Here is a 22,465-nt window from a genome sequence, read left to right as displayed (position 1 = left end):
CCCCCCCCCATCCCCCATCATTGTAATCGTCACCATTTTGTCATGATTATGCTCACGAAAAACTATCTCAAGTAACCACTATTTACACATTGTAAAATATGCAACCCCCAATATCGACGGGGGTTTTAGTCGTTTTTAAAAAAATCCAAATAGAAATTTTTGTCTTTTTTTGCTGGTGTGAGATTCCTCACACTATTGAAAATCATTCCCATTTATCATGAAGGTAAGAAAAGAAAAGGGGCTGATTTGAATGCCAAAGCTAAACAGTATCAAAAAGGCAAGCAAGGAAAAAGAAACATCTATGATGGGAACGTTCATTTCGTTGGGCGGATTGTTAGCTGTCATTGTCATAACGTATTTTGTACTATTCGGCCTGTTTATGGCCAGGTTATAGGAGGGATCTCACATGCATCGTTCAGAAAAAGTATGGCTATCATTAAGCTTCGGAATCATTATGATTTTTATGTTAATCACTGGGTATCAAACGTTCGCATTGGAACTTGGACCTCCGAGCGCAAAAGAAACAATCGATCCGCAAAAGGTCGACCAAATTGCTCCATTTAACAAACCAGGCCTTAAGCAAGTTGGCGACAACGAATACGAAGTGGTCATGACGCTTCAAGCATTCAGTTTTACGCCGATGAACATTGAAGTTCCTCAAGGCGCAAAGGTAACCTTCATTCTTACATCAAAAGACGTTGTCCATGGATTTGAAGTGGCCGGTACGAACCTGAACACAATGGTTGTCCCGGGCCATATCCAACGCATCACTCAAGTATTCGATAAACCTGGAAGCTACCTGGTCCTTTGTAATGAATATTGCGGTGCCGGCCACCAGGTCATGAGCACAACGATTACGGTGAAGTAAGGGAGGGAATCAACCATGAATGCAATTTTAAAAGAAAACATCAAGGATAAGGCATCAAAAGTATTTGCAATGAACCCGAAGGATGCGGTCCTCGCTAAATCATATATGGCAGTCTCGTTTGCATCACTATTGATCGGCGGATTACTCGGATTGCTGCAAGGACTTAACCGGGCAGGAGTTCTCCAATTGCCATCCTGGTTCAACTATTATCAGGTGCTTACCGCACACGGTCTTATATTAATCCTTGTCATGACAGCATTTTTCACAATCGGCTATTTCTACTCGGCAATGTCCAATGACTTCGGCGGACTGCTTCCGAAGGTAAGGAAAATGGGCTGGGTCGCATACGGATTGAAAATTTTCGGTTTTGTGATGACAGTCATTCCAATCCTGCTAAACAAAGCATCCGTCTTGTTCACATTCTATCCTCCGATGGCGGCATCACCTTGGTTCTACATCGGGCTCGTCTTCATCGTAGTTGGCGTCTGGGTGGCAGCGTTCGGTGCCTTCATCCAGGTTGCGACTTGGAGAAAGCAAAATAAAGGCCAGCACGTACCAATCATGTCGTACTTCGGAACCGGCGTCTTTGTACTCTTGTTCTTCAGCTCCATCCCTGTGGCAATCGAAGTCTTCATGATTATCCCATGGGCATTCGGCTGGATTGAAACCATCAATGTCATGCTCGCCCGTACACTGTTCTGGGCATTTGGACACACACTCGTTAACATCTGGTATTTAACAGCAACTTCTGCCTGGTATGTCGTCATTCCGAAGTTGATGGGCGGCAAACGTTGGAGTGATACACTAACCCGTGTTGTCATCATTTCCCTCGTGGTTATGAACATTACTGGCGGTTTCCACCACCAGATCGTTGACCCTGGCATCTCTGAAGCTGTCAAATACATGCACGTATTCATGAGCCTTGCAATCGGATTCCCGTCCTTGATGACGGCTTACGCACTATTCGCTACTTTTGAAAAAACTGCAAGAAGAAACGGTGGCAAAGGACTTGTCGGCTGGTACAAAAAAATGCCTTGGAAAGATGTCCGCTTCCTTGCTCCGTTTATCGCAATGGTAGCATTCATTCCTGCCGGCGCAGGCGGTATCGTCCAGAGCACAAACCAATTGAACCAGGTTGTCCACAACACAATGTGGGTAGCCGGCCATTTCCACTTGACACTTGGCATGACTGTAATTATGACATTCTTTGGCGTCAGCTACTGGCTTATCCCGTATATCTCAGGCCGCGCGCTGACTCCGACTATCAATAAAATAGGCCTTGTCCAGACTTGGGTATGGACAATCGGCATGACAACGATGGCATTTGCAATGCATGCAGTCGGGCTGTTAGGATCGCCTCGCCGTACTTCCTACTCCACATACGGTGACCATGCAACCGCACTGGGCTGGGACCCTTATCTAGCACTGCTCGCAATTGGCGGAACGCTCCTAATCGTCGGGGTAATTTTACAAGTATACGCAGTTGTAAATATGATGTTCTTCGCGCCGAAAGGCTTGACCGAGTTCCCTGTCGCCGACGTAGAAGAAGATGCATCAAGAACTCCTTACTGGACTGAACGCTGGGGCATCTGGATCATCGCCATGCTGCTTCTCGTCGCGATGGCCTATGTCATCCCTATAACTGAATTTATCGTTAACGCACCTCCAGGATCGCCTCCGTACAAGACCTGGTAAGGTGGAAGAAGAAGAGATAGCTGCACTGTACGGCTATCTCTTATTTTTTTAAAAAAAGACAGAAGTTTTGGTTAAGCTACTGGGATGGCCCATTTGAACCAAGCTGGCGTAAGGAGCTGCTGAACCAGTCCCAAAACATGGAGCCTTTGAATGAGAACCTATACTTTCAACAAGGTGATGAATGACATTTCGAGGTCCTGGCACAAGCAAAGTGTCATTCATAAAGGGGATGAATGACATTTCGGGTTCCCGGCACAAGCAAAATGTCACTCATAAAGGGGATGAATGACATTTCGGGTTCCCGGCACAAGCAAAATGTCACTCATAAAGGGGATGAATGACATTTCGGGTTCGCGGCACAAGCAAAATGTCACTCATAAAGGCAATGAATGACATTTCGGGTTCGTGGCACAAGCAAAATGTCACTCATAAAGGCGATGAATAACATTTCGGGTTCCGGCTGTAACAAAGTGTTTTTCATAAAATGACCGAGGTTGTCTTGGAATTGGCAGATTTGTACCGGTAAGTGTCGTTTCTGGCAAAAGCATCAAAATTAATAAGTTAAGACATCAGCCTCTCTCGGAGATATCGAAATTCAACAACTAGGAAGTGATTGCAATGAAAAAGCTGGGGCCCAATAGGTGGGCAAGTATACTTGTATTGCTGTTTGGCCTTGGGCTGTTTTATGTAGGAACCGATGGATTCACCGCGTTTACAGCTGAGGCGGCCAGGGTGGAAAAGCTTAAGGCGGAACAGCCAAAATTTCCGGAAGTGACGCTTGAGGATAGCAAGGGCAGGACGTATGGGATATCCGAGTTTGAAGGAAAGTATGTGTTCATTACCTTTCTCTATACAAGCTGCGGGACGGTATGCCCTGAACTTGAGATGAACATGGCTAAGGTGTATGAAAAGCTTCCGAAGCAGTACATCGGTGAGGATATTGTGTTCCTGAGCATAAGCTTCGATCCTGAACGCGATGATCCGAAACGGCTGGATGTTTATAAAGATATGTTCGGCAGCGACGGTGAAACGTGGCGGATGGCGCGGATCAACGATAAGCAGGAGCTTGATGCCTTGCTTGATGAGTTTGGTGTGATTGTCATTCCGGACGATGATGGAAACTTTGCCCACAATTCGGCGTTTTACCTGGTTGGTAAGGACGGACACCTTGAAGATGTAATGGATTATACAAAAACCGATAAAGCTGCCGTGATGGTTGAGCGGAAGTTGGAGGAGGGAAAGCAGCCATGAAACAGGCGTTATACGGATTGGTATTGCTAGTGGTACTTGCTATCCCTCCAGTCGCGAATTTCCTGGAGTCGGTCATGATTATCCATATGCATATGCAGATGCCGCTGCTGGTGATTTCGGGATTCTTGATCGGTAAGTTCTTTCAGTTGCAGTTCCCAAAGGTTTTTGACAAGTGGAATGGGAATGGCGTCCCGGGGATATTGTTGTTTGCGATTATCATGGTGTATTGGATGCTTCCCCGCGCAATGGACGAGGCGCTAACCGAATGGACGGTTGAGATGTGGAAGTTTGTCAGCCTGCCGTTCCTCGCCGGTGTGCCGCTCCGCGATAGCTGGGGAAAACTGAACAAATGCGGGCGTAAAATCGCCATCAGCTTCTTCACCGCGCTGTTCATACTAATGGGCTGGATCTACATCATGGCCCCCGACAACCTCTGCAACAGCTACCTCATCATCGACCAAGTCATCCTCGGCTGGGGCTACATCACCACCGCCATCTGCCTGATAATCTACCTGGCATACAGCCTCTTCGTAAATCCAGCCGATTACGAATAGCAGGTGTAAAATAGGGGTCAGACCCCTGCCATGGACTTTTTCGAGACTTTTTCCGCGTGGGAAGGACATGTGGATAAATCTAATTCGGGGTTTTTTATTAAGTAAACTATTGAATAAAATAAAAAAGACCGGGCGGTTTTTGCCCGGTTTTCTATAGTTATTTCATAATATGGTTTGCCCATTTTAATGCCTCATTATAGTAGCCAAGGGCAATTCTATCTTCGATTTGCAATTTTTGATACCATGTAGAAACTTCTTCCCAGTTGCCTTTTTCTATGGAGGTAACAAAATCGAGTATCTCTTTTAACAGATTGGACTGCCCAATCAAGGCTTGATTAATATTTTCCTGGAGCGGCATTAATTTTAATACTTTATCCATCTCCATCCCAAGCAGCGAGTCCATAAGCGAAAACATACCTGTCAGGAAAAAGGAGGGGGCATCTCTTCGTTTCTGTTTATGCAAAGCGATCAGTTCACACATTCTCGCTCTGATAAGACTATTAATGAAAATTTCCTTTGACCATTCGCTTTTATTTGTCAATGTTGATCTAATTGCAAGGATCCATAACCACTTTGTTAACTCATTAAATCCAAGCCGGACAATCGCTTGTTTAATTGAGTTTATTTTATTTGTGGGCAGGTATTTTGGAGAGTTAATTAATTTTAATAGTTTATAGGATAATGACAGATCCTGTTCAATCAATTCGGTAATAGAGTCAAGATTTGGATCCTTACTCGATAATTGATTGATAATGACAATATAGTTTTGGAAATACTCAGGAACATCGTGTGTTGAAATAATAACCGGCTTTGCAAAATAATAACCTTGAAAATATTCATAGCCATTTTGGACGGCTGATTCAAATTCCTGTTTAGTTTCAATTTTTTCAGCAAGAAGCTTTACATTATATTTTTGAGGCATTTTTTCAATTATCCGCCTGACATGTGCGTTTGTTGCTCTGAAATCCACCTTAATAATATCAACAAGATCTAATAGATGAAATGATAAAGGATTTTTTGCGTTTAAAATAAAGTCATCTAACGCAATCTGATATCCTTTGCTTTTTAGTTCCCTGCAATGATTCAACAATTCCTGGTTTATTTCGATAGACTCCAATATTTCTATAATTATTTCATTTGGTTTAAAATAGCTTGGTAGTTTTAATTGAAGCAGCTTTTCAGTGAAATTGACAAAACACGGTTTACCATTAGAAAGTTCCTCGATGCCTATGTTCAAAAAGCTATTTATTATGACATCTGTGGTTGCCAGTTCACCATTTATTTCAGGAAATCTATTCATATGATTATTTCGATAGAGTAATTCATATGCAAATAAATCTTTGTTTTTTTTGAATATAGGTTGTCTTGCGACAAAGACCTCCATTCTGTTCCCCCTAAAAGCAAATTAATATGAAAGCGAAAAAAATTATAGTAGTAAATTGGAAGTTATCAGAGACTATTTTCTTAGATCTTTTGTTAGTAATTCTAAAATCACTATTACTAATTAATCAAATTATTAACATAATTTCACATTTAATAATATAGTAAAAAATAAAAATCCTCAATAGAATGTTAAATATTTGAAATGCAATCAAATAACTAAACAAGTTGCAGAGATAAAAAACCTGTCGGAAAAAGAATGCTTGGAGTGGAAGTAAATTTTTCCTCTAGAAGAATCAATACTGATTTACTGTGTATTGGAGAAAATCCAAATTGAAACCGATATATATTTAATACGTAGGAAAGACAATGGAAATAATATAGGAGGGTGGTCCGGATAAAGAGTTTAGCAAAGCGCAGAGAGGAAAGGAAGCAGCGAATCAGAAGGCATGAGTTTAAGGAAAACAAATGGCGTACTTTCTATGAAACTATATTCGATATCTTCCTGGTTTTGGGTGAGGGCCTCTTTTGGATTATTACTAGATTCTTTAAAGGTATAAGCAAAATGATTGATTAACAAGGTAATGATTTTGCGTTGCTAGGCAACATGTCGGCCAGCCCGCGATAAGGAACCGCCAGGAGTAAACTCCCTGCGGTTTTTCTTATGTTCTTATTTTCAGGAAGTCCACGTGGAAAAGACAGCTCCCCTAAGAATGCGGGTTTGAGAGGCGAAGTGTCCACGAGAGGGGTCTGACCCCAAAAAGATTTTAAAAAAAAGCTTGTTTTTTTTGATTTTGTATTGATATAGTTACAAAATGCCCGGTTGATATGTGGGGGGTACAATGGGTTTAGGGAGACGCGCAGGTATTTAGGCCAAGAAATTTTCCTTCTGAGATTGGGGAAGGAAGTATTTTTAATAATGTTGTTAATTAAAAACAGGCATTTTTTCTGCGACAAACACCAGTAAACAGGTAGGAATAATCGGTTTAAATACAATTGAAATAAAAGGAGATTTTCATGAGTACACAGATTAAGGTTAAAAATCCACAAACAATGGCGTTTATTTTGATGTTCGGGGCTTTCTTAGGTTTATTTGCTGAAACAGCTTTAAATATGGCCTTAACAAATGTTATGGAACAATTTTCAGTCAAACCGGCAATTGCGCAATGGCTGACGACAGGTTATTTATTGGTATTAGCAATATTGGTTCCAATTTCAGCACTTTTAATTAAATGGTTCTCGACAAGGCAACTAGTTGTCGGAGGACTTATTATCTCGCTTGTGGGAGCCATTTTAGCAGCACTGTCTCCAAGCTTTGAGGTATTATTGGCAGGCCGTCTTGTGCAGGCTGTCGGTACAGGTATATTAATACCGGTTATGACAAATGTGCTTTTGCTAATATTCCCGATTCACAAGCGTGGGGTTGTTATGGGAATTATGGGGCTTGTCATTACCTTGGGCCCAGCTTTAGGACCAACTCTTTCGGGCGTTATCATCAGTACGATGGGCTGGGAGTATATCTTCTGGATTAGTGCAGTTGTTTATGTGTTATTGACTGTGTTTGCAGCAGTGCAAGTTGTAAATGTCTCTGAAATCACGAAACCAAAAATTGATGTTTCATCAATTCTTTTATCAACCATCGGCTTTGGCGGATTAATTTTCGCACTTAGTACAATGGCTGAAGAACCGATTTCATCCGCTAAAGTATGGGCGCCGCTGCTTGCCGGAATTGTTGCGCTTGTATTGTTTGGAGTCCGCCAAATGAACATGGCACAGCCGATGATCAATTTGCGTGTGTTTAAATATCCGATGTTTACATTAGGAACACTGATGATGTTCCTAAGCATTTTAGTCATTTTATCCACGGCAATCCTTTTGCCACTTTATTTAAAAGGAGCTTTATTAGTTAGCGCAGCAGTCGCTGGGTTACTATTGCTGCCTGGTAATGCTGTCAACGTCATTTTGTCCCCTATCGTTGGGACGCTATTCGATAAATTCGGACCGCGTGCATTTGTAATCACTGGTTCAATCATCGTCTTAATTGGGAATATCATCTTTATGGTTTCTATTTCGGCAACAACACCTGTATGGCAAATCGTTGTAGCATTCATGGTTTTATTTGCCGGGCTAACATTGGTAACAATGCCTTCCCAAACAAATGCACTCAATACATTGCCGCGCCAATTTTATGCTGATGGATCTGCAGCTATGAATACATTGAATCAGGTTGCCGGTGCAGCTGGTACAGCAATCGCGATTTCACTGTTTACAGCTGGCCAAACCAGCTTCGTGCTGGATGCACCATCCGCTTCCCAGGGCGAAGTACTGGCTGCCGGCGTCAAGTATGCTTTCTACTTTATTACAGGTATATCTGGATTTGCGTTAATCTGTTCTTTGTTTATGAAAAAGCCAAGCGAAATCAAGGCAAAGTCTCCATCTATGGTAAAAGCAACAGAGCCTGTTCGCAGGTAGTTTAGCGAGTTGTGAGATAATAAAGAGGGGTAGATTTCATATGGCGAATCATTATAAAAGCATTGTTGTCGCTGTCGACGGCTCAACTGAAGCAGAATACGCATTCCGCAAGTCAATTGATGTTGCCAGAAGAAACAAGGGTTCGGTATTGACTATCGTAAATGTAGTCGATACCCGGTCGTTCGGGCCTTATGAGCAGACATCTATTGGGCGTGCCGAGAAGCAATCCGAACAGCTTTTAAATGGATACAAAGCTCAAGCTGAAGCCGAAGGCATTGTAAATGTAAAAACGGTAATCGAGTATGGCTCACCAAGAACGATCATTACGAAAGAGCTTGCGGAAGTTGCCGAAGCAGACCTCATCATTTGTGGTGCTACTGGCCATAATGCGGTTGAACGTTTCCTGATTGGTTCCGTATCCGAAGCAATCGTTCGTTCAGCGAAATGTGATGTCCTGGTTATCCGTACACCAGAGTGACTTTAAGAGTTCCAGAAATTACTAGGAAGTTCAATGACTAAATTGTTTAAAATACTATAAAACCATTCGCAAGCTGAGTCTTGCGAATGGTTTTTTTCTATTAATATTTTTATTGGTAACTGCCTGCTTCAAATGAAGCTTAGGAAATAACCTTTTTCGATATATTATTAATGAGGTCGCCTCTGCTCAGTACGCCAATGACCCGGCCTGCTCCATTGATGACAGGCAGTTTCTTATAATGATGCTTGGACAGCAGGCGGATAGTTGTCTCAAAATCGTCATCAGGAGATACTGTGAGGATATTTCGTTTCGTCATGATCTCCTTTACCTCGGTATCCAGCTTTGCTTCGAGCACATCTTCAATCTCGCCATCTTCCCCGACATAAACGAATCCGGCAATGCCCAGTCGCTTTGGAGCAAGATAACGGAGAATGTCTCCATCTGAAACCATCCCAACCAAATTCTCGCGATCATCAACAACCGGTACACCGCCAATGCGGTTTGAATCGAGGACAGTTAGCAATTCCCTAACTGAATTCGAAGGTTTTATAGTAAAAACTCGTGTAATCATAAAGTCTCTTACTTTCATTGGAGATACCTCTTCTCATAATGTAACCGTATACAATTTTGATATATTGCTATCTTAACACAAATGCCCAACCTTAATGTAAATGAAAAAGTTTGTCATTTTTGCGTCGAACAAATTTCGTTTAACCCCATCTGGCCACTATGTCTAAAGAAAAATCGAGAATTTTCAAACAACAATTCCAATTTTGATATACCTTCTAGGTAAATAGTATTAGACTTGAAATATAGGATTTTAATGCTTCTTTCTAATCCTTCTAACGTCGTAAATGACAGGGGTGAATATAATGAGACACTGAATTTCGTACTGTGTGGCAGCTTCAAAATGATTCCGTTTTGTGTCTATAGATAAATAAAAGGAGGAGATAGTATGAACGATAGTTTTGAGTTTCGTCACGGTTTAAGTTTAGAAGGCGAGGAAGCCCGCTTGTTTTGGAAATGGAGGGGAGTGATAGATTATTTTGAGAGGAGCAAACGAACCCCCGACCTGATAATGGATGTATTCACCAAGCTTGATATCCCCACTGAATCACCCTCTACTGGCTTTGTACCTTCCTTTGAAAAAACTTTCCTTGATGAAGTTGATGATTACAGCGATTATGATGATGAGCGTGAATCTTACCCTAAATGGGAACGAAACCACTTTCATAATTGGGAAAAGCCAAAGCCTGCTGGCATTAGCCTCGAAACGATTGGCGGAAGCAGTTTTTCATATGAGGGGTCTGTCGAAAAAGGGACATCCATTATGTATGGTAGCGGCTCAAGGGTAAAGGCTTCTAAGGAATTATATCAGGAGCTGCTAAAAACCTTTTCAGGGCAGAACATCCTACTGGGAAATCCTCCAAAAGAAGAGAATGATTTGACCTACCTTAGAAATTCGCTTCTGGCAAACAATCACCCTAGAATACTTAAACATCATATTCCTTCTATATTAATGGCGGAAGGCTATGCTGAACTTGTTGAAGGGAGCTTAATAGAGTTGCAAATCAAGCCCTATGAAAAAATAAGCGATTAACCTAAGTTTGCTCCAACCGTTTATTTTTCTGGGTTCCTAATAACTAATACCCATATGACTCGGACAAGCCTCCACCAGCTGGAGCTGGTTCCGGGTCTATTCTTTTTTGAGAACTGTCTAGCACCACAAGGAATGCTTCGGCAGCATAAGCATCGCACGAAGAAAAAGCGGCAGCACAAGGAAAGTTCCCCGGAATGGACATCGCAGAGCCAGAAGTCCTTTGGCTGTCACGAGGGGTTCCTTTGTCTACCGCGAAGCCGCTTGCGCTTTTCTTACTACGAAGCCTTGCCAGTATCTTCACCAAGAATACGTACGGGTGAGATCTCATCCGACAATCCTGCCATCCCTAACCACCTCTGCCAAACTCGAACTTCATTTCCTCATCCACCAAAATGTCTGTTTCAAAAAGCACACCAAGTTCCCTATTTTAAAAAAGCATCTAATACCTTATACCTATAAATGGAAATTTCGACAAAATTCGACACGGGACCTTCGATTCATTTTTCGTCATAATTGTAAAATGACTGTAAAATTCTAGGGTTCAGAAGTGAAATTTCCATAGGAAATGGTAAAATGTTTCTTAACGAAAACACTACATAAATAGGAATAACCGCATAGATTTAAATTACAGTACCATGGTGACATAAGGGGAGTTAACTAATGATTGTTACGTTGATAAATAAGGAAAGGCTTAATTCGATTACGCTCCCGGAAAAAGTCACCGGGCAATATTGGATTCATCAATCCATTGGCAATTCTTCGAAGAAACTGATTGGGATTGAGGGAGTGAATGGCGAATGGATACTGAAGTCCAATAAAGACGTGAAGGTTAAGAATCTTTCCGGAAAGCCAATCCGAAACACCATCCTGAAGCCGCTAAGCATTTATCATCTTGCTCTGGAGGAGGCCGCTCAACAGAGCCACCACACCAGCGAGGGTTTTCAGAATAGCGGCAAAGATACCGAGACCAGTATAACTCGCAGCACTCAAAAATATCCGGGCAACATCAATACCCAAGCATCCCACAACAAGGACTCTAACCTGCATGCCTCACAACATACCGGGGTAACCAGCAACAACACCTACACAAGCTTCAATCACCAAGCCGAACCTGCCCAGGACAGCCAAAAAGCCCTCGTGTTCACTGAGCCGAATACAGAAGACCGACAGACCTACACAAAGTTTCTTATTGACCGTGATATGGAAATCACGATTGGCAGATCGGAACACAATGATATTGTTCTTGCCAATCAATTTGTGTCCGCCCAGCATGCCAGGCTTTCGTTTGTACAGGGCGAGTGGCGGATTGAGGATGACAGCACCAATGGGACATTTGTTGACGGCATTCGCATAAAAAAACGGGACCTGAAATTTGGCGATACGATTTACATTATGGGTTTTAAAATTATTGTAGGAAACCATTTTCTCGCTTTTAACAATCCGGGCGGGACGGTGCAAATCCGCAAGCAAACCCTGAAGCCGTTCGTCAGCCAGGAAGCCGAGATACCTGAAGAAGAGGAATTTGAATTCGAGCTGCCGGCACAGGATTACTTTTACAGGTCGCCTCGTTTCAAACGTGATGTCGAACGTGCCCAGTTCAAGATCGATTCACCGCCCCCAAATGCCATTGGTGACGAAACGCCGATGATGCTTGTGATCGGCCCGTCGATGACAATGGGGATGGGCTCGATGACAATGGCAATTTTCGCGGTCAATAACGCAATGGTTACCGGTGATATAACGAAGGCGATTCCGTCAATCGTTATGTCGGCAAGTATGCTGCTCGGGACGGTGCTTTGGCCCATCCTGACCAAACAATTCGACAAGCGGCGCCGCCGGAAAAAGGAAAAAATACGCCAAAAGAAGTATAAAGCCTATCTCGACAGAGTTGCCGTCATGTTCACCGAGGAAGCCGAAAAGCAGGAGGAAATCCTTCGCGAAAACCACGTGCCGATAGAGGAATGTGTGGCTAGGATTGAGCAGGTCGACCGCAACCTTTGGGAGCGCGCGCCAGGCCAGAATGACTTTTTGAAAATAAGGGCAGGTACAGGAAACGGCCTTTTATCTGCAGACATTACATACTCCGAGAAAAAATTTGCAATAGACGACGATAATCTGCAGGAAGAGCTTTATACCCTTCTCGAAGCACCGAAGGTTTTAAAGAACATACCTATTACACTTTCTCTCTATGAAAATCATATATCCGGCGTAATCGGAAGCCGGAAGAAGACAGTCGAGTTTGCAAAAGGGCTCATTTTTCAACTGGCTGCCCTTTATAGCTATGACGAAGTAAAAATGGTATTTATTTACGATGAGGCTGAGGAAGCTAAATTCGGGTTTACAAAATGGCTGCCGCATGTCTGGAGCAATGACAACAAATTCCGATTCATTGCTGCCAATAACACCGAGGTCAAGGAAGTTTCCGCCTACATTGAAAAAGAGATCGAACACCGCTCTGCGGTCAATGACAGTGAGCTCGAAGACGTAAAGCCATACTACATCATCTTTGCACTAAGCAGGCAGCTCGCAATACGGGCCGAGATGCTAAAGCAAATTTTTTCAAAGAAAGAGAATCTCCATATCAGTGTTGTAACGTTCTATGATGAGCTGAAAAACCTTCCTAAAGAATGTACGACGGTTGTGGAAATTGAAAGTGCGGGCGGCAAGCTGTTCGATAAAAATGATATTACCGGCCAAACGGTATCGTTCACTCCGGATATTTACTTAAATGCTAATCCGGTAGATTTAAGTGTGAAGCTGGCCAATGTCCAGCTTGATTCACTTGCCGGCTCGTTCAACCTGCCTAAGATGCTGACGTTCCTGGAGATGTTCAGTGTAGGCAAGGTTGAGCACCTGAATGCGCTGACCCGCTGGAAGGACAATGATCCCACGAAGTCGCTCGAGGCGCCAGTTGGTGTTGACACTCTTGGGGAAGTTTTCAAGCTTGACCTTCATGAAAAATTCCATGGTCCGCATGGACTTGTCGCCGGGATGACCGGTTCAGGGAAGAGTGAGTTCATTATTTCCTATATCCTGTCACTTGCGGTGAACTATCATCCACATGAAGTTGCCTTCATCCTGATCGACTACAAAGGCGGCGGGATGGCAAAGTCATTTGAGAAATTGCCTCATACAGCAGGCATCATTACCAACCTCGATGGGGCTGCCATCAAGCGCTCCCTCGTTTCGATTGAAAGCGAACTGAAGCGGCGCCAGTCTGTTTTTGCAGAAGCGAGCAAGAAAGTCGGCGAAAGCAATATTGATATTTATAAATACCAGAAACTGTACCGCGAGGGCGTCGTAGCCGAACCGCTTCAGCATTTGTTCATTATTTCGGATGAATTTGCCGAGCTAAAAACACAGCAGCCGGAATTCATGGCGAAGCTCGTCTCCGCCGCGCGGATTGGCCGAAGCCTCGGCGTTCACTTGATCCTCGCTACACAAAAGCCGAGCGGTGTTGTCGACGACCAGATTTGGGCGAACAGTAAATTCCGTGTCAGCCTCAAGGTCCAGGACCGCGCCGATAGTATGGATATGCTAAAGCGCCCGGATGCCGCGGAGCTGACTGACACCGGCCGTTTTTACTTGCAAGTTGGCTATAATGAATTGTTTGAAATGGGCCAATCCGCCTGGGCCGGGGCGCCGTATTATCCTTCCGATAAAGTGGTTGCCGAGAAGGACACTAGTGTTGTTGTGATTGATCGGAACGGCCGCCCAATCAGACAGGCGAAGATTGATAAGAAGAAAAGTGCGATGGCTAATCCGAAAAAACAAATGGATGTTATTACTGACTATTTGAGCCAAATTGCCAAGGAAGAAAAGATCAGGGTCAAGCCGCTCTGGCTCGAGCCGATTCCGGCAATGATTTTGCTTGATGAAATCAGGTCGAAATATGGAGTCCAGGCAAAGCGTAAATATAAGCCGGCGGACGAAGCTGTTTCGGCTGCCCTGCTTACAGGACAGGTGGAAATAGCGGCTTCCGTTGAAATGAACGATGTTGTCAACCAGTTGAAAGGAACGCTTTCATCGGCCTTTACCGAGCAGAACCCAAATACGCTGCGGGAAACCCTTGCAGAAATGCCAGGCATTCAATCTGCTGCTAGCCTCATTCAGAGCACAACTGCTGCCACCGCGGATTCGCTTGTCGAGCCTGCTGCGTCAACTGGTTCGCTAGTTCAGGCTTCTGGTGGCACGGGAACGCTGGTACAGTCTCCTGCCAATACTAGTTCACTTGTCCTCAACCCGGTCATCGGTGAATATGACGATCCGGCAAGACAGCGCCAGTGCCTGCTCACGCTTCCGCTTACAGAGGAAGGAAACGTCGTCGTATACGGGGTTGCTGGCAGCGGGAAGACCACATTCCTCAATACGATGGTGTACTCGATGCTTCATGAGCATACACCGGAAGAAGTCAACATTTACTTGCTCGACTTTGCCTCCGAAACCTTAAGGGCATTCGCGAAAGCGCCGCATGTCGGCGATGTGATTCTTTCCTACGAGGCGGAGAAGGTCAGCAACCTGTTTAAGATGCTGATCACCGAAATCGATAAACGGAAAAAACTTTTTGCCGATTATGGCGGCGACCATCGTTCGTACGTTGAAGCATCCGGTCAAAGCATTCCATCGATTGTGGTGGCTATCAATAATTTTGCTGCTTTTAGTGAGATATACGAAGAGAAGGAAGAGGCTGTGTCCTACCTGTCGCGTGAAGGAACGAAATATGGAATTTATTTTGTCCTGACTGCGCTTGGAACGGGAGTTGTCCGTTTCCGCCTGCTGCAGAATTTCAAGCAGCTGATTACGCTTCAACTTAATGATGAAACTGATTATTCATCGGTTGTTGGAAAAACGGATGGCTTGTACCCATCTAAATTCAAGGGACGCGGGCTTGTGAAGCGGGATGAGATATACGAATTCCAGATTGCGCATGTGACGGAAGCCTCGGTGCCATACCAGTTCATCGCAGAAGAATGTTCGAAACTGCAGGCCGCGTGGCAAGGACCTTATGCTAAAAAAATCCCGATCCTGCCGGCGGTGGTCGACAGAACATTCCTAGCTGAATACATTGGGGCGTCTGGCAATTCTATGGCGATTCCAATCGGTGTCGAGAAAAATTCGCTGAATGTCCTTGTCTTTCCATTCGGCGCTTCCTATATTACGTTGGTGCTTGCAGCAGGCGATGAATACCAGCCGTTCCTGCATGAGCTGTCGCTGCTTATGGCGCACGAAGCCGGGCACGATGTCACGGTTATTGACGCCCAGCAAAGTTATAGCGGCCTGATTCATGGCGAGACCACTTATTACAACGCCTTGAAAGAATGTGAAAATGCGATTTCTGCGCTGTTTGACCTGGTTGTGTACCGGAATAACAGCTATAAGGAGTCACTCGAAAAAGGAATTGAGCCTGAGCATTTTGATCAAAAGGTGATTGTCATCAATTCGGTCGCGGCGCTGAAAGGCTTGCTGTCTAGCGAAAGTGCCGAAAAGCTTGGCCTGATTCTTGAAAAGGGCGAAGCAAAATACAATATTTCCTTCATCATTGGTGAAGAGTCCCGGAACCTGTCCGGGATAACCTTTGATAAGTGGTATAAACGCCATATTTCCGGAAGTGATGGAATCTGGGTAGGCAATGGTATCACCGAGCAATTCCAGCTCAAGCCTGCCAAGACAACTGGGGAAATGCGCGAAGATATGACTGCCGAATTCGGCTTCTCATTACAGAAAGGAAAGAGTGTCAAGGTGAAACTCCTAACCGGGGAGGGTGGCAGTGATGAATAAAGTGCTTGTTGAAATTTTCCTGCCTGCCACAGGCCAAAGTTTTGATGTGTTTGTTCCTTTGGACAGCCGGATGAGTGAAGTGCTCCAGATGGTATCAACGCTCCTTAGCGAGCTGTCGGACGGGAAGTTCAAGGCAAGCAGGGATGCGGTGCTATGTGATGCCGCCTCTGGAATTATTTTCAATATTAACATGTTTGTTTCGGAGCTGGGCATCAAGAACGGCTCGAAACTCATGCTGATATAAAGTACATTTTGAAAGGAGAAAGATGATGGGAAAAAGAATTAGGGTAACCCCGCAGGAGCTTGAAACAGCTTCGAAGAAAATGGCTGAGCTTTCAGACACGTACACAGGGATTTACACCCAGCTGATGCAGGTTGCGAGCACAATGGGTGAAGCGTGGGAAGGTGAGGACAATCTTGCATTCGTCGATCAAATCAACGGATTCAATGATGACCTGAAGATGATGAGTGACAAACTGCGCACAGCCAGCCAGGGCCTTGAAAACCAGCGTGCCAACTATGTTGCCCGCCAGGAATCCAACGTCGCCCAAGTCCGCAAACTGTCGAACTAATGATTCGGGAAGCTGCGGCCACCCCGTTTTCAGGAGTAATGCAATTATTTTTTAACTAAAGGAGTGAATGAAATGGCAGGCATTATTAAAGTTAATACCGCCCAGGTTGCCGACATAGCCAACACAATCGAGAACCTGAATACAAAACTTTCTGATGAACTGAAAACAAGCCAGGCAACAATCAAAAACCTAACCAATACATGGGAAGGGGAAGCTGCACAGGCAACCGTTCAAGCCTATGAAGAGTTCGCAGCTAAATACTTCCAAACATATTACGATATCCTTGATAGCTATGCTAAATTCTTGCGCATGAACGTTGACCAGGGTTACTTCGAAACAGAAACAACTAATACTAATCTCGCTGACGCATTTAAATAACCAATACTTAGCCTCTTTGCCAGGGCAGCTGTCTTGGCAAAGGGGCAAACTAACTATCGAAAACAATTCCTTTACGGTGACTATAGATTAATCTTCTTTTGATAAAGGCAGGGATCATATTGTTAAAAAATTTACGTAAAAGGGTGAGCGTGTCAATCATGATGTTAATGTCGATTTTTAGTTTGATAGGCTGCAACGCAATTGATAAGAGCCAGGCAGCGGCAGTGGAAGAACTGCTGGAAAAAAAGTATAACCAGGAGTTTGTTGCGACGGCGATTGGAGAGAGGTATGGTACCGCGAATAATGATACGGTTACGACCATTCTTCATCCAAAAGGTAAAGAGGAACTCGTTTTTGAGGCTGTTATGAACAAGGATCGAGAACTAATTGCAGATACCTATATTCCGAGGCTGATTAGTGACTCCATCAACGGCATACTAAAAAACGGACTGAAAACGCAGGGAATCGAAAGTGAGACAAATACGGTAGCCATGGGTTCCAACAGTGCCGGGGAGTCCAATACAAAAATTACAATCGAAGAATATGTCCAATCCTACAAACCCAAACATTTTTCGGGCCATATGATTGTGAAAGAGAAAGCTGGATTGACATCTGAACAATTTGAAGAAGTGATGCGTGAAGTCTACGATGCAGGTAACCAGACGGTTTTCCAAGTGAAAATTAGAGTCATCGCTGAGGATGAGTATGAAAAGGCGTTGCGGGATTTCAGAAAGCAGCCTGATATTACAGACTCCTGGTTCAGAGACTACAACGTGGTCAGGAACATTGTTGCGGTTGTAGATGCAAATGGTTTTAATTATATGGAAAAAGACGCGAGGGATGGTGAATAGCCTTGTCATCGAGCCTGACTGAACAGGAATTGAAATATGCAACGGACATTGCCTACCTCGATCTGGAAATGCTGAAGGAACACGGGCTGGAATCGATACCGGGTTCCGTTACTGCTGAAAAAGGAGGGAGTGACCGAATCCGAGATCTCCTGCAACTTCCACCAACGGGACAGTCTACTAAAGATCAATCTCATTTTAACCAAATTGGTGCAGATAAAGCGGTGAAAAATAACGACAGCATTGTCAGCCTGGATGCCGGGAAAATCAACAGCCTTCCGAGTGATGTACTGGATTGGAAAATTATTAAGAGTTATGACGATAACAGGGTAGGAGAGTCTGGTTTATATGCGACCGTTATCGAAACTCCTAAGGGAATGATTGTTTCTTTCCGCGGAAGTGAAGCATTTTCAGAACTGCAGAATGTTGAACAGGACTGGATAGGTGCTGATGCCGCCCTGATTTCTGGGGACCTGACAGCCCAGCAGAGAGAAGTAGAAGTTTTCCTGCAAGAGCTTAAGGACGAAGGATTTTTTGAAAAATACGATAACATCACGTTTGCCGGGCACTCACTTGGCGGAAACCTTGCCGAGCATGCAACTTTTACGGCTGCAAAATTGGGAGTGGTTGACAGAATAGACCAGACGATTAGCTACGATGGTCCAGGGTTTGCCCAGGAGTACTTGGATAGAAACAAACAATATATCTCAGAGGCAACTTCCACCGTCGATATGTATCATGTTGAGCAATCGCTGGTCGGCGGTATTTTGCAGCAGGTTCCGGGAATATCTTACTTTTTTGCCGAATTGGGTGGAAAGGGACTAGTCCAGCATGGTACTGAGAACGTTGTCTTTGATGCCAACGGCAATATTGTTAGGAAGGAAAATGGCCGGACAATACTTTCCCATATTGTCACACCGTTTACCCAGGGAATCGACAGAATGCTTGGGGAAAGAGCGGGATCTGCACTTGTTACCGGATTGATCGCCTTGACATCAAAAGTAAAGCCGATCAAGGATGCGATAATTGGTCCGAATGGCAAATTAACCGTTGCTGGGGGACTACTTGTGACCGGACTGGTTGTCGGCCTTGTCACTGCTGCTATCGTCATGGGGCCAGTTGCACTGGTTACCGCGGTTGCTGTAATGGCTGCAAAGGTGCTCGGATATGTCCTTCTTTTCGTTGCAAGTGTCATAGTCTACGAGTATATTTCGGACCTTGCTGATGCGGTTGTGGCGTTTACAGATTATTTAATTACAGAGTTTGTCCCTGCAATGATTCAGCAAATCTCTGAGGCGGTGGGTACTGCCTTCAGGTGGGCAGGAGAACAAATTAAGGAATTTATGAATACGATGGCTGGTGCATTCCGCGGGATGATGGATGGACTTCGCAGCCTATTTTCATCTGGCGCTGCGGTTGCAACCCCGTACATCGAAGTAAATACCTACAAACTGCGCCATTACGCGGCTCGCCTTAATCGCGTCAGGGCCCGGATCCGCGATTTGGATGGGGACATGAACTCTCTCTATTTGACTGCGGGATTGCTGGATATCTTGTCGATTCTTCGGGCAAACAGCCTTCCAAGCAGCTATAAAATGAACAAGTGCATCAATTATTTAGAGGATACTGCTGAAGCATTCGAACGCGCTGAACGGAATATTATGGCGTCGGTTTAAATGGAGAGCAATTTTAGACATTCTAATATTCTAGAAAACTTGTAAAGTCACGGAAACTTGCTTATGTCCCCGAACAGATGGCTGCGGTGCTTAGAAAAGTAACATAGAACCTCTCTATGTGCCCAAACCGATGCTGTGATGCTCAGAAAGGTAACATAGAACCTGTCTATGTTTAACTTAACCAAACAATATCAGCGTGGTAAAACTAGTAGCTGTATAGTTCAAAAACTAATAATGCATTAGCCCACTAAAGGAGGGATCCCCGATGGCGAGTCTTGGTGCAATGAGAAGTGAGCTGAGAAGCATTATTCGCGAGCTGGAGGATATCGCCGCTGGTCTTGGAGGCGATTTTGAAGGGATAGGCAGTGAAGTCGCTGCTGCAAAGGTCCGCCAATACGCCGATCAATGCGAGCGGGCGCTTCACAGTCTGAATAACGTTAACCCGGACAATGTTCATCCTGATTATGTAAAAGAGAAAGCGAAATCCTAGAGGAGGACAAAAGAATGGCTAATCGAATTGAAGTCGATGTCAACCGGGTCACGGCCACAGCGAAAAACATTGCGACTATTAATAAAACGATTCGCTCCGATTTTCAGGATGTCGAACAGGCAATCCGCAGCTTGAATTCGAGCTGGAATAGCGAAGCGGCCGGCGCCGTCATCAACCACTTTTCTTCTATTAAAAATGCATACTTTGATCAGCGCTTCCAGGTCATGGACGATTACAGCAAATTCCTCATGGCCCAGATTTCCGCAGGCTACACCGAAACCGAGAGCAAAAACGTTTCGCTCGCGGATGCATTTAAATAAAGGGGAGACAATTCTGTGAGTTCCTATATTAAAGTAAACTACAACGAATTCGAACGCGCCGCAAATACAATAGATTCCTATATATCCAGGCAAAAAAAGAACATGTCACTCGCTTCTCATGAAGTACATTCAATGGGGGCTGCTTGGAAGGGGGAAGATTACCAGAGCTTCCTGTTGAAGTGGAACAAACTCGACGACAGCGATTCCACCACCTATGCATTTATGAAATCGCTCGAGTCATATGCCGAGGTGCTGCGCTACTCAGCCGCCCAGTATAAAGAGGCCCAATCCAAAGCAATTCAAAAAGCGAATAGTTTATAAGGTTGCCAGAAATTTTGTGGCAAGGCCGCTTTGGGCAATGGTAGAAATTTTCTCATTAAATGAAATGAGAGTTTATCAGTGCCCGAACGAAGCTGTCTCAGCTCAAAAAGGTAACAGAGAAGGCTTATCAGTGACGAATAAGGGCAGCCGCACCTTAGAAGCGTAACAGAGAAGATTATATAACCTAAATTCTAAAAACGGTCAAAGCCAACGGCCACTTTTTTTATTAGAAAAGGCAATTCAAGAAGTATCCAGGGAGAGTATGTATGGGCAGGAAAACGATTGATCAGAACCAAAACACAATTAAAGTAGAAAAAACATTAAACTCCGTTGAAGCAATCAACGAGCGCGAAATGCAGGCGATTGCCAGGGGCTTGATGGACACCCTTATCCCGGTCAGTACGAAAACTGGAAAAAAGGGAGCGGTCATCATCACCACTGCCGTCACCGATATGATCACCCTGAAGACCTATTTTACGAGAATCGTCAGCAAAAAGATGTTCCTTGATACGGTTACCCAGATTGTCTCAATTGTGAAGGAGTGCGAAACAAGGTCCATGAATGCCGCCAATCTCATGCTCAATGGCGACCAGATCTTTATCGACCCGAGGACCAAGAAGGTGAAGTGCATCTACCTGCCGATTGTCAACAACCATGCCCCTGCCTCTGCAACCAAGTTTTTTAAGGAGCTTCCGTTTGGCATCGTGTTCACCAAACACGAAGACCATTCCTACATCAAGGAATATTTGAATTATTTTAAGAATGTACCGCCATTTTCAATCAATAGTTTTGAAAAGGTTATTCTTGGGGTGCTGGGAAAGAAGCAGGAATCCAAATCATTCTTGCCGACAGGCGGCACCGGTGAAACAGGCGGATTTTCTGACAAGGCAAAGAACTTAAGCTCATCTGCGATTGCCTATAATCCACTTGGCAATCAGGGTAAGACCTGTCCTGGCTGCGGTGGCCCAACCCCTGAAACCGCCAATTTCTGCCCGGCCTGCGGAACTGCTTTAACAAGCAAGCAGCCCGCTTACAACCATGTTAATGGCGTTTTTGGAAAAAAAGACACAGGGTTCATCAGCGAAACAACGATACTCGGTGCCGGCGAGGCGAGCGGAACAACCGTGCTAGGAGCGGAATTGCCCAGCGAACCAGTTTATCCTTATTTGGTCAGGGAGAAGACTCAGGAAAAAATCATTCTCAATAAGCCTTCGTACCGGATTGGCAAGGAGAAAAGCTTTTGCGATTATTTTGTTTCCGATAATAACGCAATCAGCCGCAGCCATGCCGACATCATCACCAGGGATAGCCGCTATTACATCGTCGACCACAACTCAACCAATAAAACATATGTCGACGGCCGGGCCATCCCTGTTAAAGAGGAAATCGAGATTTTTTCCGGTACTAGGTTAAGGCTCGCGAACGAGGAGTTTGTGTTTTACCTGTAGGGTGATGAGGTGCCTGTTACTCCCCGAATTTTCTTGTTACACAGATTGTTTCACAGTGGGGATAGATGGTACCTGTTATTACATTAGGTGTGTATCGGACATTCACAGGCAGGTTGAACATAGAGCACAGCGAGAGAGATAAGCGAGAGAGATATATATAATAGAAGGAATTTTTTCTTTAAAGCAAGGAAGGTTGCGAAATGGACGTTTTAACAGCAGCGTATACCGATGTAGGAATTAAAAAGGAGACCAACCAGGACAGTTTATGCGTGAAAATCGCGGATACGTCACTCGGTAAGGTTGTCCTCGCCGTTATCTGTGACGGGATGGGCGGGC

21 protein-coding genes are annotated in these 22,465 nt (G+C 44.4%); 18 read left to right on the top strand and 3 right to left on the bottom strand.

Annotated features, from left to right (window positions below; genetic code table 11):
* Positions 1 to 250: 250 nt before the first annotated feature.
* The 5 genes from TY16_RS26220 (at position 251) to TY16_RS12020 (ending at position 4,368) form a co-directional block, all read left to right on the top strand.
* Complete coding sequence (locus tag TY16_RS26220) at positions 251 to 394, top strand: cytochrome c oxidase subunit 2A (RefSeq protein WP_155922233.1); 144 nt, start codon at positions 251 to 253, stop codon at positions 392 to 394.
* 12 nt (positions 395 to 406) lie between these two features.
* The gene (locus TY16_RS12035; RefSeq protein ID WP_043932173.1) at positions 407 to 868 is read left to right on the top strand and encodes a cytochrome c oxidase subunit II; all 462 of its coding nucleotides are present in this window, start codon (positions 407 to 409) and stop codon (positions 866 to 868) included.
* A 15-nt stretch (positions 869 to 883) separates the two neighbouring features.
* Positions 884 to 2,563: a cbb3-type cytochrome c oxidase subunit I gene (locus tag TY16_RS12030; RefSeq protein WP_043932172.1), complete on the top strand. Its 1,680-nt coding sequence runs from the start codon at positions 884 to 886 to the stop codon at positions 2,561 to 2,563.
* Positions 2,564 to 3,181: 618 nt separating this feature from the next.
* Positions 3,182 to 3,814, top strand: coding sequence for an SCO family protein (locus TY16_RS12025; protein WP_043932171.1), 633 nt, complete (start codon positions 3,182 to 3,184; stop codon positions 3,812 to 3,814).
* Positions 3,811 to 4,368, top strand: coding sequence for a hypothetical protein (locus TY16_RS12020; RefSeq protein ID WP_043932170.1), 558 nt, complete (start codon positions 3,811 to 3,813; stop codon positions 4,366 to 4,368). Before TY16_RS12025 ends, TY16_RS12020 begins: the two co-directional genes overlap by 4 nt.
* A gap of 157 nt (positions 4,369 to 4,525) precedes the next feature.
* Here TY16_RS12020 and TY16_RS12015 read toward each other — a convergent pair whose 3' ends face one another.
* Positions 4,526 to 5,752, bottom strand: a complete 1,227-nt coding sequence (locus TY16_RS12015) for an EAL and HDOD domain-containing protein (RefSeq protein ID WP_043932169.1) — start codon at positions 5,750 to 5,752, stop codon at positions 4,526 to 4,528.
* A gap of 1,013 nt (positions 5,753 to 6,765) precedes the next feature.
* On the opposite strand from TY16_RS12015, the gene TY16_RS12005 reads away from it, so the two are divergent.
* Together TY16_RS12005 and TY16_RS12000 are read left to right on the top strand one after the other, a co-directional pair.
* Positions 6,766 to 8,220 (top strand): DHA2 family efflux MFS transporter permease subunit, encoded by a 1,455-nt coding sequence (locus TY16_RS12005; RefSeq protein WP_043932167.1) that lies wholly within the window; start codon positions 6,766 to 6,768, stop codon positions 8,218 to 8,220.
* Between the two features lie 40 nt (positions 8,221 to 8,260).
* Complete coding sequence (locus TY16_RS12000) at positions 8,261 to 8,698, top strand: universal stress protein (RefSeq protein ID WP_043932166.1); 438 nt, start codon at positions 8,261 to 8,263, stop codon at positions 8,696 to 8,698.
* Positions 8,699 to 8,837: 139 nt separating this feature from the next.
* On the opposite strand, the gene TY16_RS11995 is transcribed toward TY16_RS12000, so the two are convergent.
* Positions 8,838 to 9,287 (bottom strand): CBS domain-containing protein, encoded by a 450-nt coding sequence (locus TY16_RS11995; protein WP_043932165.1) that lies wholly within the window; start codon positions 9,285 to 9,287, stop codon positions 8,838 to 8,840.
* Positions 9,288 to 9,653: 366 nt separating this feature from the next.
* Here TY16_RS11995 and TY16_RS11990 point away from each other — a divergent pair, with 366 nt between their 5' ends.
* On the top strand, positions 9,654 to 10,298 hold the full coding sequence (locus tag TY16_RS11990) for a hypothetical protein (RefSeq protein ID WP_043932164.1): 645 nt from the start codon (positions 9,654 to 9,656) through the stop codon (positions 10,296 to 10,298).
* A gap of 43 nt (positions 10,299 to 10,341) precedes the next feature.
* Here the strand turns inward: TY16_RS11990 and TY16_RS11985 are convergent, their stop codons facing one another.
* On the bottom strand, positions 10,342 to 10,626 hold the full coding sequence (locus tag TY16_RS11985; RefSeq protein ID WP_043932163.1) for a hypothetical protein: 285 nt from the start codon (positions 10,624 to 10,626) through the stop codon (positions 10,342 to 10,344).
* A gap of 332 nt (positions 10,627 to 10,958) precedes the next feature.
* On the opposite strand from TY16_RS11985, the gene essC reads away from it, so the two are divergent.
* The 10 genes from essC to TY16_RS11930 all read left to right on the top strand — a co-directional run bounded on the left by essC (position 10,959) and on the right by TY16_RS11930 (position 22,129).
* Positions 10,959 to 16,076: a type VII secretion protein EssC gene (gene essC / locus TY16_RS25210; protein WP_052342699.1), complete on the top strand. Its 5,118-nt coding sequence runs from the start codon at positions 10,959 to 10,961 to the stop codon at positions 16,074 to 16,076.
* Positions 16,069 to 16,320 carry a hypothetical protein gene (locus TY16_RS11970; protein WP_043932162.1) on the top strand — a complete coding sequence of 84 codons (252 nt, stop codon included), beginning with the start codon at positions 16,069 to 16,071 and terminating at the stop codon, positions 16,318 to 16,320. The genes essC and TY16_RS11970 overlap by 8 nt, the downstream gene beginning before the upstream one ends.
* A 25-nt stretch (positions 16,321 to 16,345) precedes the next feature.
* Positions 16,346 to 16,648 carry a WXG100 family type VII secretion target gene (locus TY16_RS25205; protein WP_052342698.1) on the top strand — a complete coding sequence of 101 codons (303 nt, stop codon included), beginning with the start codon at positions 16,346 to 16,348 and terminating at the stop codon, positions 16,646 to 16,648.
* 72 nt (positions 16,649 to 16,720) lie between these two features.
* Positions 16,721 to 17,026: a WXG100 family type VII secretion target gene (locus TY16_RS11960; RefSeq protein WP_043932161.1), complete on the top strand. Its 306-nt coding sequence runs from the start codon at positions 16,721 to 16,723 to the stop codon at positions 17,024 to 17,026.
* A gap of 119 nt (positions 17,027 to 17,145) precedes the next feature.
* Positions 17,146 to 17,877, top strand: coding sequence for a hypothetical protein (locus tag TY16_RS11955; protein WP_155922232.1), 732 nt, complete (start codon positions 17,146 to 17,148; stop codon positions 17,875 to 17,877).
* 2 nt (positions 17,878 to 17,879) lie between these two features.
* Positions 17,880 to 19,550 carry an Mbeg1-like protein gene (locus TY16_RS11950; RefSeq protein WP_043932159.1) on the top strand — a complete coding sequence of 557 codons (1,671 nt, stop codon included), beginning with the start codon at positions 17,880 to 17,882 and terminating at the stop codon, positions 19,548 to 19,550.
* A gap of 265 nt (positions 19,551 to 19,815) precedes the next feature.
* Positions 19,816 to 20,040 (top strand): hypothetical protein, encoded by a 225-nt coding sequence (locus TY16_RS11945; protein WP_043932158.1) that lies wholly within the window; start codon positions 19,816 to 19,818, stop codon positions 20,038 to 20,040.
* A gap of 14 nt (positions 20,041 to 20,054) precedes the next feature.
* Entirely contained in the window at positions 20,055 to 20,360 is a 306-nt protein-coding gene (locus TY16_RS11940) for a WXG100 family type VII secretion target (protein ID WP_043932157.1), read from the top strand.
* Positions 20,361 to 20,375: 15 nt separating this feature from the next.
* The gene (locus TY16_RS11935; RefSeq protein ID WP_043932156.1) at positions 20,376 to 20,681 is read left to right on the top strand and encodes a hypothetical protein; all 306 of its coding nucleotides are present in this window, start codon (positions 20,376 to 20,378) and stop codon (positions 20,679 to 20,681) included.
* 266 nt (positions 20,682 to 20,947) lie between these two features.
* The gene (locus TY16_RS11930) at positions 20,948 to 22,129 is read left to right on the top strand and encodes an FHA domain-containing protein (protein WP_043932155.1); all 1,182 of its coding nucleotides are present in this window, start codon (positions 20,948 to 20,950) and stop codon (positions 22,127 to 22,129) included.
* Positions 22,130 to 22,465 lie beyond the last annotated feature (336 nt).

Source organism: Bacillus sp. EB01, assembly GCF_000613125.1.
In the GTDB taxonomy this organism is placed as follows: domain Bacteria; phylum Bacillota; class Bacilli; order Bacillales; family Cytobacillaceae; genus Bacillus_D.
This window is presented reverse-complemented; position numbering and strand designations above follow the sequence as displayed.

Bases quoted from the DNA above. Each gene is read 5' to 3' on its own strand.
- TY16_RS12020 (WP_043932170.1), top strand. From the start codon at position 3,811: ATGAAACAGGCGTTATACGGATTGGTATTGCTAGTGGTACTTGCTATC.
- TY16_RS25205 (WP_052342698.1), top strand. From the start codon at position 16,346: ATGGGAAAAAGAATTAGGGTAACCCCGCAGGAGCTTGAAACAGCTTCG.
- TY16_RS11970 (WP_043932162.1), top strand. From the start codon at position 16,069: ATGAATAAAGTGCTTGTTGAAATTTTCCTGCCTGCCACAGGCCAAAGT.
- TY16_RS12025 (WP_043932171.1), top strand. From the start codon at position 3,182: ATGAAAAAGCTGGGGCCCAATAGGTGGGCAAGTATACTTGTATTGCTG.
- TY16_RS11960 (WP_043932161.1), top strand. From the start codon at position 16,721: ATGGCAGGCATTATTAAAGTTAATACCGCCCAGGTTGCCGACATAGCC.
- TY16_RS11985 (WP_043932163.1), bottom strand. From the start codon at position 10,626: ATGAGATCTCACCCGTACGTATTCTTGGTGAAGATACTGGCAAGGCTT.
- TY16_RS11930 (WP_043932155.1), top strand. From the start codon at position 20,948: ATGGGCAGGAAAACGATTGATCAGAACCAAAACACAATTAAAGTAGAA.
- TY16_RS12005 (WP_043932167.1), top strand. From the start codon at position 6,766: ATGAGTACACAGATTAAGGTTAAAAATCCACAAACAATGGCGTTTATT.
- TY16_RS11995 (WP_043932165.1), bottom strand. From the start codon at position 9,287: ATGAAAGTAAGAGACTTTATGATTACACGAGTTTTTACTATAAAACCT.
- TY16_RS11990 (WP_043932164.1), top strand. From the start codon at position 9,654: ATGAACGATAGTTTTGAGTTTCGTCACGGTTTAAGTTTAGAAGGCGAG.
- TY16_RS11945 (WP_043932158.1), top strand. From the start codon at position 19,816: ATGGCGAGTCTTGGTGCAATGAGAAGTGAGCTGAGAAGCATTATTCGC.
- TY16_RS12000 (WP_043932166.1), top strand. From the start codon at position 8,261: ATGGCGAATCATTATAAAAGCATTGTTGTCGCTGTCGACGGCTCAACT.
- essC (WP_052342699.1), top strand. From the start codon at position 10,959: ATGATTGTTACGTTGATAAATAAGGAAAGGCTTAATTCGATTACGCTC.
- TY16_RS26220 (WP_155922233.1), top strand. From the start codon at position 251: ATGCCAAAGCTAAACAGTATCAAAAAGGCAAGCAAGGAAAAAGAAACA.
- TY16_RS12035 (WP_043932173.1), top strand. From the start codon at position 407: ATGCATCGTTCAGAAAAAGTATGGCTATCATTAAGCTTCGGAATCATT.
- TY16_RS11940 (WP_043932157.1), top strand. From the start codon at position 20,055: ATGGCTAATCGAATTGAAGTCGATGTCAACCGGGTCACGGCCACAGCG.
- TY16_RS12030 (WP_043932172.1), top strand. From the start codon at position 884: ATGAATGCAATTTTAAAAGAAAACATCAAGGATAAGGCATCAAAAGTA.
- TY16_RS12015 (WP_043932169.1), bottom strand. From the start codon at position 5,752: ATGGAGGTCTTTGTCGCAAGACAACCTATATTCAAAAAAAACAAAGAT.